Origin of the sequence: Sphingomonas sp. NBWT7 (assembly GCF_014217605.1) — a bacterium.
GTDB lineage: Bacteria > Pseudomonadota > Alphaproteobacteria > Sphingomonadales > Sphingomonadaceae > Sphingomonas.
In genome coordinates, this window is record NZ_CP043639.1 from 1,502,730 (window position 1) to 1,515,835 (window position 13,106).

General features: G+C 68.3%; 13 protein-coding genes. 6 read left to right on the plus strand and 7 right to left on the minus strand.

Annotated features, from left to right (window positions below; genetic code table 11):
* Positions 1 to 59 precede the first annotated feature (59 nt).
* The 4 genes from ubiA to F1C10_RS07585 all read left to right on the plus strand — a co-directional run bounded on the left by ubiA (position 60) and on the right by F1C10_RS07585 (position 3,855).
* On the plus strand, positions 60 to 980 hold the full coding sequence (gene ubiA / locus F1C10_RS07570) for a 4-hydroxybenzoate octaprenyltransferase (protein WP_185210138.1): 921 nt from the start codon (positions 60 to 62) through the stop codon (positions 978 to 980).
* 206 nt (positions 981 to 1,186) lie between these two features.
* Complete coding sequence (locus tag F1C10_RS07575) at positions 1,187 to 1,645, plus strand: ATP-binding protein (protein ID WP_219729800.1); 459 nt, start codon at positions 1,187 to 1,189, stop codon at positions 1,643 to 1,645.
* Between the two features lie 82 nt (positions 1,646 to 1,727).
* Entirely contained in the window at positions 1,728 to 3,074 is a 1,347-nt protein-coding gene (locus F1C10_RS07580; protein WP_185209882.1) for a TldD/PmbA family protein, read from the plus strand.
* Positions 3,067 to 3,855 carry a 3'(2'),5'-bisphosphate nucleotidase CysQ gene (locus tag F1C10_RS07585; RefSeq protein ID WP_185209883.1) on the plus strand — a complete coding sequence of 263 codons (789 nt, stop codon included), beginning with the start codon at positions 3,067 to 3,069 and terminating at the stop codon, positions 3,853 to 3,855. Before F1C10_RS07580 ends, F1C10_RS07585 begins: the two co-directional genes overlap by 8 nt.
* 58 nt (positions 3,856 to 3,913) lie before the next feature.
* Here F1C10_RS07585 and F1C10_RS07590 read toward each other — a convergent pair whose 3' ends face one another.
* The 5 genes from F1C10_RS07590 to tkt all read right to left on the minus strand — a co-directional run bounded on the left by F1C10_RS07590 (position 3,914) and on the right by tkt (position 9,868).
* On the minus strand, positions 3,914 to 4,660 hold the full coding sequence (locus F1C10_RS07590) for an HAD-IIB family hydrolase (RefSeq protein ID WP_185209884.1): 747 nt from the start codon (positions 4,658 to 4,660) through the stop codon (positions 3,914 to 3,916).
* On the minus strand, positions 4,657 to 5,457 hold the full coding sequence (locus tag F1C10_RS07595) for a Cof-type HAD-IIB family hydrolase (protein ID WP_185209885.1): 801 nt from the start codon (positions 5,455 to 5,457) through the stop codon (positions 4,657 to 4,659). Before F1C10_RS07595 ends, F1C10_RS07590 begins: the two co-directional genes overlap by 4 nt.
* Before the next feature lie 10 nt (positions 5,458 to 5,467).
* Positions 5,468 to 6,454 carry a phosphogluconate dehydrogenase (NAD(+)-dependent, decarboxylating) gene (gene gnd / locus F1C10_RS07600; protein ID WP_185209886.1) on the minus strand — a complete coding sequence of 329 codons (987 nt, stop codon included), beginning with the start codon at positions 6,452 to 6,454 and terminating at the stop codon, positions 5,468 to 5,470.
* A 126-nt stretch (positions 6,455 to 6,580) separates the two neighbouring features.
* A complete protein-coding gene (gene tal, locus F1C10_RS07605; RefSeq protein ID WP_185209887.1) occupies positions 6,581 to 7,690 on the minus strand; it encodes a transaldolase in 1,110 nt (369 codons plus the stop codon).
* 114 nt (positions 7,691 to 7,804) lie between these two features.
* Positions 7,805 to 9,868, minus strand: coding sequence for a transketolase (gene tkt / locus F1C10_RS07610; RefSeq protein WP_185209888.1), 2,064 nt, complete (start codon positions 9,866 to 9,868; stop codon positions 7,805 to 7,807).
* Between the two features lie 181 nt (positions 9,869 to 10,049).
* On the opposite strand from tkt, the gene F1C10_RS07615 reads away from it, so the two are divergent.
* On the plus strand, positions 10,050 to 10,766 hold the full coding sequence (locus F1C10_RS07615) for a CPBP family intramembrane glutamic endopeptidase (RefSeq protein WP_185209889.1): 717 nt from the start codon (positions 10,050 to 10,052) through the stop codon (positions 10,764 to 10,766).
* Here the strand turns inward: F1C10_RS07615 and rpiA are convergent.
* Positions 10,763 to 11,428, minus strand: coding sequence for a ribose-5-phosphate isomerase RpiA (rpiA, locus tag F1C10_RS07620; RefSeq protein WP_185209890.1), 666 nt, complete (start codon positions 11,426 to 11,428; stop codon positions 10,763 to 10,765). The genes F1C10_RS07615 and rpiA overlap by 4 nt on opposite strands.
* Before the next feature lie 33 nt (positions 11,429 to 11,461).
* Positions 11,462 to 12,355, minus strand: coding sequence for a crotonase/enoyl-CoA hydratase family protein (locus tag F1C10_RS07625; RefSeq protein WP_185209891.1), 894 nt, complete (start codon positions 12,353 to 12,355; stop codon positions 11,462 to 11,464).
* Between the two features lie 256 nt (positions 12,356 to 12,611).
* On the opposite strand from F1C10_RS07625, the gene F1C10_RS07630 reads away from it, so the two are divergent.
* The gene (locus tag F1C10_RS07630; protein ID WP_085808526.1) at positions 12,612 to 13,046 is read left to right on the plus strand and encodes a MaoC family dehydratase; all 435 of its coding nucleotides are present in this window, start codon (positions 12,612 to 12,614) and stop codon (positions 13,044 to 13,046) included.
* Positions 13,047 to 13,106: the final 60 nt, after the last annotated feature.

The window sequence follows — 13,106 nt, forward strand, 5'->3', positions numbered from 1 at the left end:
TCGCTACCACTCGCCTGTGGCGAAAGCGGGGCAGCGGCGATAGGCAGCAGGGCGTGACCATGAAGCCATCCCCCGCCCCTGACGTCACCCCCGACAGCGAGCACCGCGGGCTCGTCGCCGCGCTCCCCGCCGGCATCCGCCCGTTCGCACTGCTCGCGCGCTTCGATCGCCCGATCGGCTGGTGGCTGCTGTTCTGGCCCGGCGCCTGGGCGGTCGCGCTCGCGGGCGGCGCGATCGATCGCTGGCCGCTGATCGCGTGGTTGCTCGCCGGCAGCATCGCGATGCGCGGCGCGGGCTGCGTCTACAACGACATCGTCGACCGCGATCTCGACGCCAGCGTCGCCCGCACGCGCTCGCGCCCGCTCGCCAGCGGCGCGGTCTCGCTGCGCGCCGCCTGGATCTGGCTCGGCCTGCTCTGCCTCGCGGGGCTCGCCGTGCTGGTCCAGCTGCGCTTCGACACCGCGATCCTCGCCGTCGCCAGCCTCGTGCTCGTCGCGGCCTATCCGTTCATGAAGCGCATCACTTGGTGGCCGCAGGCGTGGCTTGGGCTCGTCTTTTCCTGGGCGGCGCTCGTCGGCTGGCTCGAGGCATGGGGGGCGCTCACCGCGCCGGGCCTGCTGCTCTACGCCGGATCGGTGCTATGGGTTGTCGGCTACGACACGATCTACGCGCTACAGGATCGCGAGGACGATGCGCTGATCGGCGTGCGCTCCTCCGCATTACGCATGGGCCGCCATGTCCGCGCTGGCACCGCGCTGTGCTATGCCGGCGCATTGGCGCTTTGGGCGCTCGCCTTCTGGCAGCGCCGCGCCGATCCGCTCGTCCTCCTCGCACTGCTGCCGATCGCGCTCCACCTCCTGTGGCAGGTCGCGACGCTCCGCCCGGACGACGGCGCGGGCGCCCTCGCCCGCTTCCGCGCCAATCGCTTCGCCGGCCTGCTGATGTTCCTCGCCTGCCTCGTCGTCGGTACCCCGCTCTGACGCCGGCGTTTACAGCCCCCACGCCCCATGCATGATGCCGTGATGATCCGCGCAACACGCCTCGCTGCCTCGTCGGTGCAAATCAGCCGCCCGGCCTGACCCGTCAGGCCGGCGCCCGCTCGCCCACCTCGCCAGCACCGCACGGCCGTTCGGCGGTCCCCCGAGGATCATCTTGTGGCTTCACCCTCACCCATGCTGCACCTCGTGTGCGGCAAGATCGCCGCCGGCAAATCGACGCTCCCTCACAGATCGCGCGCGCACGGCACACCAACCTCGTTGCCGAAGACCACTGGCTAGCCAACCTCTACCCAGGCGAGCAGTCGACGCTCGCCGACTACGTTCACAACGCCGCTCGGCTGCGCGCCGCGATCGGCCCGCATCTCGTCGATCTCTTGCGGACAGGCGTATCGGCAGTGCTCGACTTTCCTGCCATCACGGCTGCCAGCCGCGCCTGGATGCGTGCACTCGCCGAGCAGGCCGGATGCGCGCACCAACTCCTCTATCTCGACGTGCCCGACGCGATCTGCCTCGAGCGGCTGCACCGCCGCAACCGCGCGAGCCCGCATCAATTGGCCGTTAGCGAGGCCGATTTCGCACTTTTCGCCGCGCGCTTCGTCGCGCCGAGCGCCGATAAAGGGCTCGATATCGTTGTCCACCGCACATAACCTAACCGCAGGAACGCGCTGCACGCCACATGCGTCGCCACGCCACCTAGCAACCGGCCTGCCGCCGTCCTAAGTCGCGACCATGCTTAACCCGACCGAGGCGCAGGAACGCGCCGCCGATATCGTTGCCCGCGCCGTCAGGGCGGGCGTGGACGCCGCCGATGCGGTCTTCGCCGCCGACGCCTCGTCCGAAATCTCCGTCCGTCTCGGCAAGCTCGAGGATGTCGGCCGGTCGGAGAGCGAGGATCTCGGCCTGCGCGTTTTCGTGGGCCAGCGGTCGGCCAGCGTATCGACGTCCGATCTCTCGTCCGACGCACTCGATGCGCTGGTCGAACGCGCCGTGGCGATGGCGCGCGAGGCGCCCGAGGATCGCTGGGCCGGGCTCGCGCCTGAGGAACGACTGATGAAGGGCGCGCCGCCGCTGCTCGATCTCGACGATGGCGGCGATCTGTCGCCGGTCGAGCTGCGCGCCGCCGCCGAAGCCGCCGAGGAGGCCGCACGCGCCGTTCCCGGCGTCACCAACAGCGAAGGCGGCGGGGCGAGCGCCTCGCGCAGCGTCTGGGCGCTCGCCACCAGCCATGGCTTCGCCGGTGCCTATGCCACCACCGGCTACGGCCTCTCCGCCAGCGTCATCGCCGGCGAGGGCGGTGGCATGCAACGCGACTATTCGTTCACCTCGGCGCGCCACCACAATCGCCTCGATGCGCCCGAAGAGGTTGGCCGCCGCGCCGGCGAGCGCGCCGTCGCTCGGCTCAACCCCGCCAAGATCGACAGCGCCGCGCTTCCCGTCGTGTTCGATCCGCGCGTCGGCGCGGGGCTGCTCGGCCATCTCACCGGCGCAATCTCGGGCCAGGCGATCGCGCGGCGGACCAGCTTCCTGCTCGACGCGCTCGGCACGCAGGTCTTCGCGCCGGGCATCACGATCTCCGACGATCCGCACCGCCCGCACGGCCTGCGCTCGCGCCCGTTCGACGGCGAGGGCCTGCCCGTGTCGCCGACCGACATCATCGCCGACGGAATGCTGGAAAGCTGGCTGCTTGATTCGGCCTCCGCGCGCCAGCTCGGGCTCGAGCCGACCGGCCACGCCGCGCGCGGCATCGGCGGCGCGCCGGGGATCACCACCAGCAATCTCTACATGCACGCCGGCCACGTGCCCGTCGCGACGCTGATCGGCGACATTAAGCGCGGCGTCTACGTCACCGAATTGATCGGCCAGGGCGTCAACGGCGTCACGGGCGATTACAGCCGCGGCGCGGCTGGTTTCCTGATCGAGGACGGCAAGATCGCCGGGCCGATCGCCGAATTCACCATCGCGGGCAACCTCAAGGAGATGTTCCGCCAGCTGACGCCCGCGAACGATCTCGAATTCCGCTACGGCACCAACGTTCCCACCATCCGCATCGACGGGATGACGATCGCCGGTGGCTGAGGTCGCCGCCAGCCTCGCCGATGCGGTCGCCGCGATCACGCGCGAGGCGGCGTCGCTCGCGCAGGCGCGCTTCCGCACCGATTTTGCGCGCTGGGAAAAGTCGACGGGGGAGCCGGTGTGCGAGATCGATCTCGCGGTCGATAAGCTGCTGCGCACGCGCCTGTCGGCATTGCTGCCGGATGCCGGATGGCTGTCGGAGGAGACCGCCGATCACCCCGACCGGCTGGAGCGTGAGCGGATCTGGGTCGTCGATCCGATCGACGGCACGCGCGACTATATCCGCGGCCGCCCCGGCTGGGCGGTATCGGTCGCGCTCGTCGATCAGGGTCGCCCGGTGATCGGCGTGCTCGACGCGCCGGCCCGCAACGAGGTGTGGCGCGCCGTCGCCGGCAGTGGCGCCACGCTTAACGGCAACCCACTGACCGCCAGCACGCGCCGGGACTTCGCTGGCGCGCGCGTGCCGACCGATGCCTTGCCCAAGACCGACCGCGATCTTGCCACGGTCGAGAAGCCCAATTCGATCGCGCTGCGCATGGCGATGGTCGCCGACGATCGCGCCGATCTCGTCGCGACGCTGCGCTGGGGCAATGAATGGGACATCGCGGCGGCCGTATTGATCGCCGCGGAGGCGGGTGGCTGCGTCACCGACGCGCTCGGCGCGCAGCTGGTCTTCAACAAGCCCGATCCGCGCGCGTTCGGCGTCATCACCAGCAGCCGCGGCATCCACGACGCTGCGATCGCACGCCTCTCGAGCCGCGCCCGCGCGATCATCGGGCGCTAGCCCTAGGTAGCGAGCCCGCCGCTACGCCGGCGGGCCCCCCACCGCTATCGTTCGCCGCTCACTTCTGACAGGCGACGATCGCTGCGATTACGCTCAGCGTTTCCTTGGGGTCGCGCACGCGCACGGTATCGAGCCCCAGCTCCTTCGCCGGATAATCGTTGCCACCGGGGAAGATCGCGTCGCCGATGAACATCATCGCGTCGAGCGGGATGCCACTCTCGTCGCGCAGCCGCTTCAGGCCATAGGCCTTGTCGACGCCCTCCTGCGTAATATCGATCGACGTCGCACCGCCCATGTTGATCGACAGCCCCGGCAGCCGCTTCTTGAGATCCGCCTGGATCACCTTGCGCTTGGCGAAATCGGGATCCCAATGCTCCTTGGCGTCGATCGGCGCTTCCTGGCCGAGCGCGGAGAAGGTGATCTGGCTGCCGCGATCCTCGATCCGCTCGCCCCATGTCTTCTCGGGCACGAAGCCCGTCGCCTCCAGCGCCTCGTCGAACGCCGTCAGAATCTTCTGCTTCTGCTCGTCGGTGAACAGCTCGGCGTAGACCGAACCCCATTTGCCGTCGCGATAGGTGAACAGCTTCGTACCCGTCGTCGGCATCAGCCACAGCTTCGACCGGTCGGCGCGCTCGGGCAGGCGCGAGGCGACCTGCTTGTCGAACTGCGGCCAATCCCCGCCCGAAATGACGGCGACGTGCGCGACGCCGAGCAGATCGGCCAGCGCCTCGCCCATGTCGGCCTGGATCGCCTGCTTGCTCTCCGCCAGCGTGCCGTCGAGGTCGAACGCTACCAATTGCTTCACATCATTCTCCCAAGGATGAAATGGTCGATGGCATAAACGACGCCGTCCGCGTCGTTGCCGCGCGTTACGTCGCCGGCCTTCGCCTTCACCGCCTCCGCCGCATTGCCCATCGCGATCGATCGCCCGGCGCGCGCGAACATCGCAAGGTCGTTCGCCTGGTCGCCGATCGCGATCGTGCGATCGAGCGGCGTGCCGATCGCGTCTGCCAGCGCGGCGATGCCGTCCCCCTTGTTCGCGGCCTTCGCGGTCACGTCGAGATAATAGGTCTGCGACTGGACGATCGTCGCCGCCTCGCCGAAGCGCGCCTCGGCCTGCTTGGTCAGCTCGCGCAGCAGCGCCTCGTCGTCGCTGACGAAGGTGATCTTGTCCGCACAATCGAGTAGATCATCGAAATCGTCACGGATTACCGGTTCCTGGTTCGATGCCAGCCGCTCGCTCGGCAGGTGCGGACCGTCGGTGCTCGATGCGTACCAGACGTCGTCGGCGAAGACCCAACGATCGACGCTGGCATCCTTCGCGATCTCGAACACACCGCGCGCCACTTCGGCGGGCACCGTCTCGCGCTGCGCCACGCTGCCATCGCGTCCGAACACGATCCCGCCGTTGAACGCGCCGACGGGCACGTCAAGGTCGAGCGCGTCGAGGATCGGCCGGATGCCCGACATCGGCCGCGCGCTGATAATCGTGAAGCCGATGCCGGCTGCACGCAATCGGCCGACCGCCGCGATCGTCGCGGGTGTCAGCTTCTTGTCCTTGTCGACCAGCGTGCCGTCGACGTCGCAAACGACCAGCGTCATCGGCCAGCGATCATTGCGGGATCTCGACGTGCCCGCCGAAGCCGTAGCGCATCGCGGAGAGCAGCTTGTCGCCGAACATGTCGTCGATCCGGCTGCGATAGCGCGCGAACAGCGCCGTCGTCAGCACCGATACCGGCGTCGCCTGCTCCATCGCCGCCTGAATCGTCCACTGCCCCTCACCCGAATCGGCGACGCTGCCCGAGAAATGCTCGAGCGTCTGATCCTTGGCGAGCGCCGCGGCAGTAAGGTCGAGCAGCCATGATGAGATCACCGATCCGCGCCGCCACACCTCGGCGATGTCGGTCAGGTTGAAGTCGAACCGCTCGTCCTCGGGCAGATGATCGACGTTGCGGCCCCACAAAACGTCGAAGCCCTCAGCATACGCCTGCATCAAACCGTATTCGATGCCGTTGTGCACCATCTTCACGAAATGGCCTGCGCCCGCGCGACCGGCGTGGATATAGCCCTTCTCCGCGCGCGGATCCTCGTTCGTGCCGTCGCGATCCGGCGTCCGCCCGACCGAGCCGAGCCCGGGTGCCAGCGTGTCGAAGATCGGATCGAGCAGGTCGACCGTTTCCTTGTCGCCGCCGATCATCATGCAATAGCCGCGCTCGAGCCCCCACACGCCGCCCGACGTGCCGACGTCGACATAGTGGACGTCCTTCTCCGCCAGCGCCTTGGCGCGACGCACGTCATCCTTCCAGAAGGTGTTGCCGCCGTCGATGATGATGTCGCCCGCCGCGCACTCATGGCTGCACAGCGTCTCGATCGTACTCTCGGTCGGCGCGCCCGCCGGGAGCATGATCCAGTAGATCGCCGGCTTGTCGAGCTTGTCCTTCATGCTCTCCAAGGCGTCGGCCGCAATCGCCCCTTCTCCGGCGAGTTTCGAAACGGCCTCCGCGTCGCGATCCCAAACCACTACCTCGTGGCCACCGCGCATCAGCCGCCGCGCGATGTTGCCGCCCATCCGGCCGAGGCCGATGATGCCGATCTTCATGTCACGATCTCCCATCGACCAACCCCGGCCGAACGTGTCAGCTCGCTACGCCGGCCAGAGCAGGCGCGCGGGTCTCGACGATCCAAGCGCGAACGGAGCAACATGGCTTTCCGTTCCGCGCTGCTCTCACGCCTCGGCCGGGTGCTTCGCCGCGATCGACCCGAGCAATTCGTCGAACGATTTCGAGAAGGACGCGACGCCCTCCTCGACCAGCGTCGCCGTCACCCCGTCTAGGTCGAGCCCAAGCCGCTTGGCCTCCGCCAGCACGTGGCGCGCCTCGTCGACATCGTCGGTCAGCGTCGCGCTCGCCGTGCCGCGCTCGCGGAACGCGTCAAGCGTCTTGGGTGGCATCGTGTTGACGGTATCGGGCCCGATCAGCGTGTCGACGTAGAGCGTGTCGCGATAGTCGGGGTTCTTGACCCCGGTCGACGCCCACAGCAGCCGCTGCGGCTGCGCACCCTTCGCCGCCAGCGCCTGCCACCGGTCTGACGCGATGAACTCCTGGTACCAGGCATAGGCGAGCTTGGCGTTGGCGATCGCCACCTTGCCGGCGAGCGCCTTGCCCGCCTCACCGCCCGTGCCGTCCACGATCTTCTTGTCGATATTGCTGTCGATGCGGCTGACGAAGAAGCTGGCGACGCTCGCGATCCGATCGATCGGCTCGCCGCGCGCGACGCGCTGCTCGAGCCCATCGGCATAAGCCAGCGCGACCGCTTGGTAGCTCTGCTGCGAGAACAGCAGCGTGACGTTGACGTTGATCCCCGCCGCGATCGTCGCGGCGATCGCCGGCACCCCCGGCGGCGTTCCCGGGATCTTGATCATCAGATTGGGCCGATCGACCGCCACCCACAGCTTCTTCGCCTCAGCGATCGTCGCATCCGTATCGTTGGCGACATAGGGCGACACTTCGAGGCTGACGTAGCCGTCCTTCGCCCCCAGCCGGTCGTACACCGGGCGCAGCGTATCCGCCGCAGCCTTGATGTCCTCCACCGCGAGATGCTCGTACCGATCGATCGCCGGCGCGCCGGGGTGCGCCTTGTCGTACGCGGCCAGGCTTGCGTCATACGCGGTGCCCTCGCCCATCGCCTGCTGGAAGATCGTCGGGTTGGAGGTGACGCCCGTCACCGCATCCTCGTCGATCAGCTTCTTCAGCCCGCCGTCGTTCAGAAAATCGCGCGCGACGAAATCGAGCCATATCGCCTGCCCGGCATTCGCGAGATCGTTCAGCTTGCCCATCATCGATACCCATATCTTCGTGCCGCGCGCACCGCGCGTCACCCTTACCCTGTCAACGTCCCCCGCCCGATCGCGATCCACCCGCCGGCGAATGCGATCGGCGGAGATACGTCCTCAGCGGTTCGCCGCGATCGCCTCTTTCGCCACCTTGGCGACATTGTCGGGCGTGAAGCCGTATTTGTCGGCCAGCTTGGCGATCGGGGCGCTGGCGCCGAAGGTCGACATCGTGATCGTGCGCCCCTTCATGCCGACGTAGCGGTCCCAGCCGATCTCGCCCGCCATCTCGATCGCCACTCGCGCGCCGACGCCCGCCGGCAGCACGCTTTCTTTGTATTCGTCGGACTGCTTCTCGTAGCGGAACCAGCTCGGCATCGAGACGACGCGGCTCTTGATTCCCTCGCCCTGCAGCTTCTCGTGCGCCGCGATCGCGAGGCTCACCTCGCTGCCCGTCGCGATCAGGATCACGTCGGGCGTTCCGTCACTGTCGGCCAGCACGTAGCCGCCCTGCTTCACGCCGTCGGCGCTGGCATATTTGCTGCGGTCGAGCGTCGGCAGCGCCTGACGCGACAGCACCAGCGCTGCCGGCTGGCGGTGATCCTCGACGATCGCGCGCCACGCCGCGGCAACCTCGTTCGCGTCACCCGGGCGGAACATGTCGAGCCCCGGCGTCGCGCGCAGCATCACCATTTGCTCGATCGGCTGGTGCGTCGGCCCATCCTCGCCCACGCCGATCGAATCGTGCGTGAACACCCACACCGCGCCCAACTCCATCAGCGCCGACAGGCGGACCGGCGGGCGCATGTAGTCGAGGAAGACGAAGAAGGTGCTGCCATAGCCGCGCAGCCCCGACAGCGTCATGCCGTTGACGATCGCGCCCATCGCATGTTCGCGCACGCCGAAGTGGAAGTTGCGCCCGGCGTAATTGCTCGCCTCGAACGATCCCGCGTCCTTGATGTCGGTCTTTGTCGACGGCGCAAGGTCGGCCGAACCGCCGATCAGCCACGGCATCTTCTTGGCGATCGCGTTCAGCACCTTGCCGCCCGAATCGCGGCTGGCGATCCCCTTGGCGTCGGCCTCGAAAACCGGGATATCGGCGTCCCAGCCGTCGGGCAGCGTGCCCGAGAGGATCGCGTCGACCTCCTTCGCCAGATCGGCATGCTCGCCGCGATACTTCGCAAGGCTCGCCTCCCACGCTTCGCGCAGCGGCACGGCGCGATCCGCCATCGCCTGCTCGAAGCCCTGCTGGACGCCGTCGGGCACGTAGAAGCTCTTGTCGTCGGGCCAGCCATAGGCCTGCTTGGTCAGCTTGACGTTCTCCTCGCCCAGCGCCTCGCCGTGCGCCTTCTCGCTGCCGGCGCGCGGGCTGCCCCAGCCGATCACCGAGTGGACGACGATCAGCGTCGGCCTGTCGTTCGTCGCGCGGAACTGCTCGAACGCGCGCGTCAGCGCGCCGACGTCGTTGGCGTCGTCGACGTGGATCACCGCCCAGCCGTATGCCTCGAACCGCTTGCCCACGTCCTCGTCGAACGAAAGATCGGTCCCGCCCTCGATAGAGATATGATTGCTGTCGTAGATCCAGCAAAGATTCGCGAGCTTCAAATGCCCGGCAAGGCTCGCCGCCTCCGCCGCGACGCCTTCCATCATGTCGCCGTCGCCGCACAGCGAATAGATATCGTGATCGAACAGCGTGAACCCCGGCTTGTTGTAGCGCGCCGCCATCCAGCGCTCGGCGATCGCCATGCCGACCGAATTGCCGCAGCCCTGGCCGAGCGGCCCGGTCGTCGTCTCGACGCCGACGGTGTGGCTGTATTCGGGATGGCCCGGCGTCTTCGAGTCGAGCTGCCGGAACGCCTTGATGTCGTCGATGCTCACCGCCGGTGCGCCGTCGGGCTGCTTCACACCGGCAAGGTGCAGCAGCGAATAGAGCAGCATCGAGGCGTGCCCCACCGACAGGACGAAACGATCGCGGTTCGGCCAGTGCGGCTGCGCGGGATCGTAGCGCAGGAACTTGGTCCACAGCGTGTGGCCGACGGGGGCGAGCGCCATCGGCGTGCCCGGATGGCCCGAATTGGCCGCCTGCACCGCGTCCATCGACAGCGTGCGGATCGTGTCGATCGCCAACCGCTCGGACGATCCGTCCTCGTGCACGCCAGCCGGCGCAGTCTTCGTATCGGTCATCGGAGCCCTCGCTAATTCATGGCATCGAACGCGCGGGCCGGGGCCCGGTTGCCGAGTCCCCGCCCCTCTAGTCGCTCGCCTGCGCCCGATCCACCCGCGTTGCAGCGCCGTAACGACATCGCTTTCGGCCCGTCCCGCGGCTACCGACGGCGTGCGCGTCACCGCGTGTTGGGGGATCGACATGAACGGGCTTGTTTCGATCGGCGCGGTGATCGCGATGCTGCTCGGCGTTGGCGCCATCGCAGCGCTGGTTCGCCCCGGCAGGGTTCGCTGGCGCTGGCTGCTCGCCGCCGCCGCCGCGATCCTCGTCAACGATGCGCTGCTGACGCGCGTCTATCGCACCATCCCCGATTTCCTTCCCACCGCCGAGTGGAACTGGCAGGGCAAGCTGCTTGCGCTGGCCGTGACATTGCTCGTCGCCGCGCTGCCCGCGATCGGATGGCGCACCGCGGGGCTGACGCTGCGGCAGGCGCCGCGCAGCCTCGTTGCCGTCGTCCCTGTCACGGCGATCTATGCCGCATTGTTCGTCGCGCTCGCGCTGATGCGCCCCGAGGATCCCGCCACGCCCGAGGCGCTCGCCTTCCAGATGACGATGCCGGGGATCGAGGAGGAGAGCTTCTACCGCGGCCTCCTGCTGCTGCTGCTTGAGCGCGCCTTTGCCGGCCGCCGCCGCTTCCTGGGCGTCGACTGGAGCCTCGGCGCGCTGCTGTCCTGCGCCATCTTCGGCCTCGCACACGCCTTCAGCTACGGCGACGAGGGGTTCGCGTTCGAGCCGATGTTCATGGCGCTCACCGCATTCCCCTCTCTGCTCGCGGTGTGGATCCGGCTGCGCACCGGCAGCGTGCTGATCCCGATCCTGCTGCACAATTTCGGCAACACGATCGGCTTCCTGATCTAGCCGCGCTCCAGCCGCGCGACAACGCCGCCGTCCGCGACATAGGCGGCATCCACCTCGTCGAGGAACAGGCCGTGCCCCAAAGCGCCGGGGATCGCCGCAATCGCCGCCGCCAGCGCGCGCGGATCGGGCATCGCGGCGAAGCGACAATCGGCAACGAGATTGCCGTTGTCGGTACGGTAGCCCGCGCGCACCGTCACCTCCGCGCCAAGCCGCTCCAGCCGCGCAACGACAAACGCGCGCGCGAACGGCAGCACCTCCACCGGCAGCTTCGCCGCGCCGATCGCGGCAACGCGCTTCGATCCATCGGCGATCACGATCATTCGCCGCGCCGCGGCCGCGACCGCCTTCTCGCGCAGCATCGCACCGCCCGCGCCCTTGATCGCCCACAGCCGGTCGTCGATCTCGTCCGCGCCGTCGATCGCGAGGTCGATCTGCGCGAACTCGGCGAAGTCGCGCACGGCGATTCCGCCCGCGCGAGCCGCCGCGGCGCTCGCCTCGCTCGTCGCCACCGCCTCGATCGTGAGGCCCGCGCGCACCCGCGCGGCCAACGCCGCGATGGCGAAGGCCGCAGTCGATCCGGTGCCGAGGCCGACGATCATCCCGTCGCGCACCTCGTCCACCGCCGCCGCCGCGGCCAGCCTCTTGTCATCCTCGACGCTCATGCCGCCTCACAACGCGGCAGGCGCGTCATCGGATCAGCCGTATTTCTGCTCTTCCCACCACGGGAAATAGTCCGGCATATTGGCGGAAACCTTGTCGGGATAGCTCGGCTGGCGCTTCTCGAGGAACGACGTGACGCCTTCCTTGGCGTCGCCCGACCGCCCGCGTGACAGGATCGCGCGGCTGTCGATCTTGTGCGCATCCATCGGGTGGCTCATGCCCAGGCCACGCCACAGCATCTGCCGCGTCAGCGCGACGGAGACCGGCGCGGTATTGTCGGCGATCTCGCGCGCCAGCGCATTGGCGGTCGCGAGCAGGTCGGCACCCGGCACCACCTGCTTCACCAGCTTACCGTTCAGCGCCTCCTGCGCGTCGAACACACGCCCCGAATAGCACCACTCGAGCGCTTGGCTGATCCCCACGACGCGCGGCAGGAAGAAGCTCGACGCCGCCTCCGGCACGATGCCGCGCCGCGCGAAAACGAAGCCGAAGCGCGCCGTGTCGCTGGCGATACGGATGTCCATCGCCAGCTGCATCGTCGATCCGATGCCCACCGCCGGGCCGTTCACCGCCGCGATTACCGGCTTCAGGCATTCGAAGATGCGCAGCGTCAGCCGCCCGCCGCCGTCGCGCGCCTCCTCCATTTCGTAGGTCAGGCCGCCCTGCCCGCTGCCTTTGTCGGGGCGGTCGCTGCGGTTGTCGTAATCGAACGTCTTCGCGCCTGCCGACAGGTCCGCGCCGGCGCAGAAGGCCCGCCCCGCACCGGTCACGATCACCGCGCGCACGTCGTCGTCGGCGTCGATCTTGTCGAACGCGTCGATCATCTCGGCCATCATCGTGCCGGTGAACGCGTTGAGCTTCTCGGGCCGGTTGAGCGTGATGGTCGCGATGCCGTCCTTCACGTCGTAGATGATCTGCTCGTAAGCCACGCTTGCCTCTCCCAAAGCGCCGCTGCGATCGCGGCCGTCGCGCCACCATAACATTATTTATGGTGGCGCACGCAAGCGGCCGGCGCCGCGGTGACGCTTTTAGAAGATCGGGTCCGCCCCGCACGCTTTGGCGGTCACCTGCTTTGGAGCTTCCGGTCCAGCAGGCTTGCGAGGTCAAAGCCCCGCGCCTAGAGGGTCGCGGAGCCCCGCGCAGGGGGCGGCAGGCCAAAGGGGAAACCTAGTGACGGCAGACGAGATGAAGGCCGCGATCGGCAAGGAAAGCGTGTCCGAGTGGGTCGAAGTAACGCAGGAGATGATCAACAAGTTCGCCGATGCGACGGGCGATCATCAGTTCATCCACATCGATCCCGTCCGCGCCAAGGAAACGCCGTTCGGCACGACCATCGCGCATGGCTTCCTCACGCTCTCGCTGCTGCCGCTGCTGTCGGCGAAGAACCCGGACATGCCGCGCCTCGACGGCGTCAAGATGGGCGTCAACTACGGCGGCAACAAGGTGCGCTTCCTCGCCCCCGTGCCGTCGGGCTCGAAGGTGCGCGGCCGCTCGAAGCTGACTGAGTTCGAGGAAAAGCGCCCCGGCCAGTACCAGTTCACGACCGAGACGACGATCGAGATCGAGGGCTCGCAGAAGCCGGCAATGATCGCCGAGTGGATCACGCAGGTGTTCGCCTGATCCAGCACTGACCGCCGCCCTCCCCGGGAAAGCGCAGGCCGCACTTCCGCGGCCGGCCGG

Coding starts and splice junctions, on each gene's coding strand:
- ubiA (WP_185210138.1), top strand. CDS start 60: ATGAAGCCATCCCCCGCCCCTGACGTCACCCCCGACAGCGAGCACCGC.
- F1C10_RS07580 (WP_185209882.1), top strand. CDS start 1,728: ATGCTTAACCCGACCGAGGCGCAGGAACGCGCCGCCGATATCGTTGCC.
- F1C10_RS07595 (WP_185209885.1), bottom strand. CDS start 5,457: ATGACGCTGGTCGTTTGCGACGTCGACGGCACGCTGGTCGACAAGGAC.
- gnd (WP_185209886.1), bottom strand. CDS start 6,454: ATGAAGATCGGCATCATCGGCCTCGGCCGGATGGGCGGCAACATCGCG.
- tal (WP_185209887.1), bottom strand. CDS start 7,690: ATGGGCAAGCTGAACGATCTCGCGAATGCCGGGCAGGCGATATGGCTC.
- tkt (WP_185209888.1), bottom strand. CDS start 9,868: ATGACCGATACGAAGACTGCGCCGGCTGGCGTGCACGAGGACGGATCG.
- F1C10_RS07615 (WP_185209889.1), top strand. CDS start 10,050: ATGAACGGGCTTGTTTCGATCGGCGCGGTGATCGCGATGCTGCTCGGC.
- rpiA (WP_185209890.1), bottom strand. CDS start 11,428: ATGAGCGTCGAGGATGACAAGAGGCTGGCCGCGGCGGCGGCGGTGGAC.
- F1C10_RS07630 (WP_085808526.1), top strand. CDS start 12,612: ATGAAGGCCGCGATCGGCAAGGAAAGCGTGTCCGAGTGGGTCGAAGTA.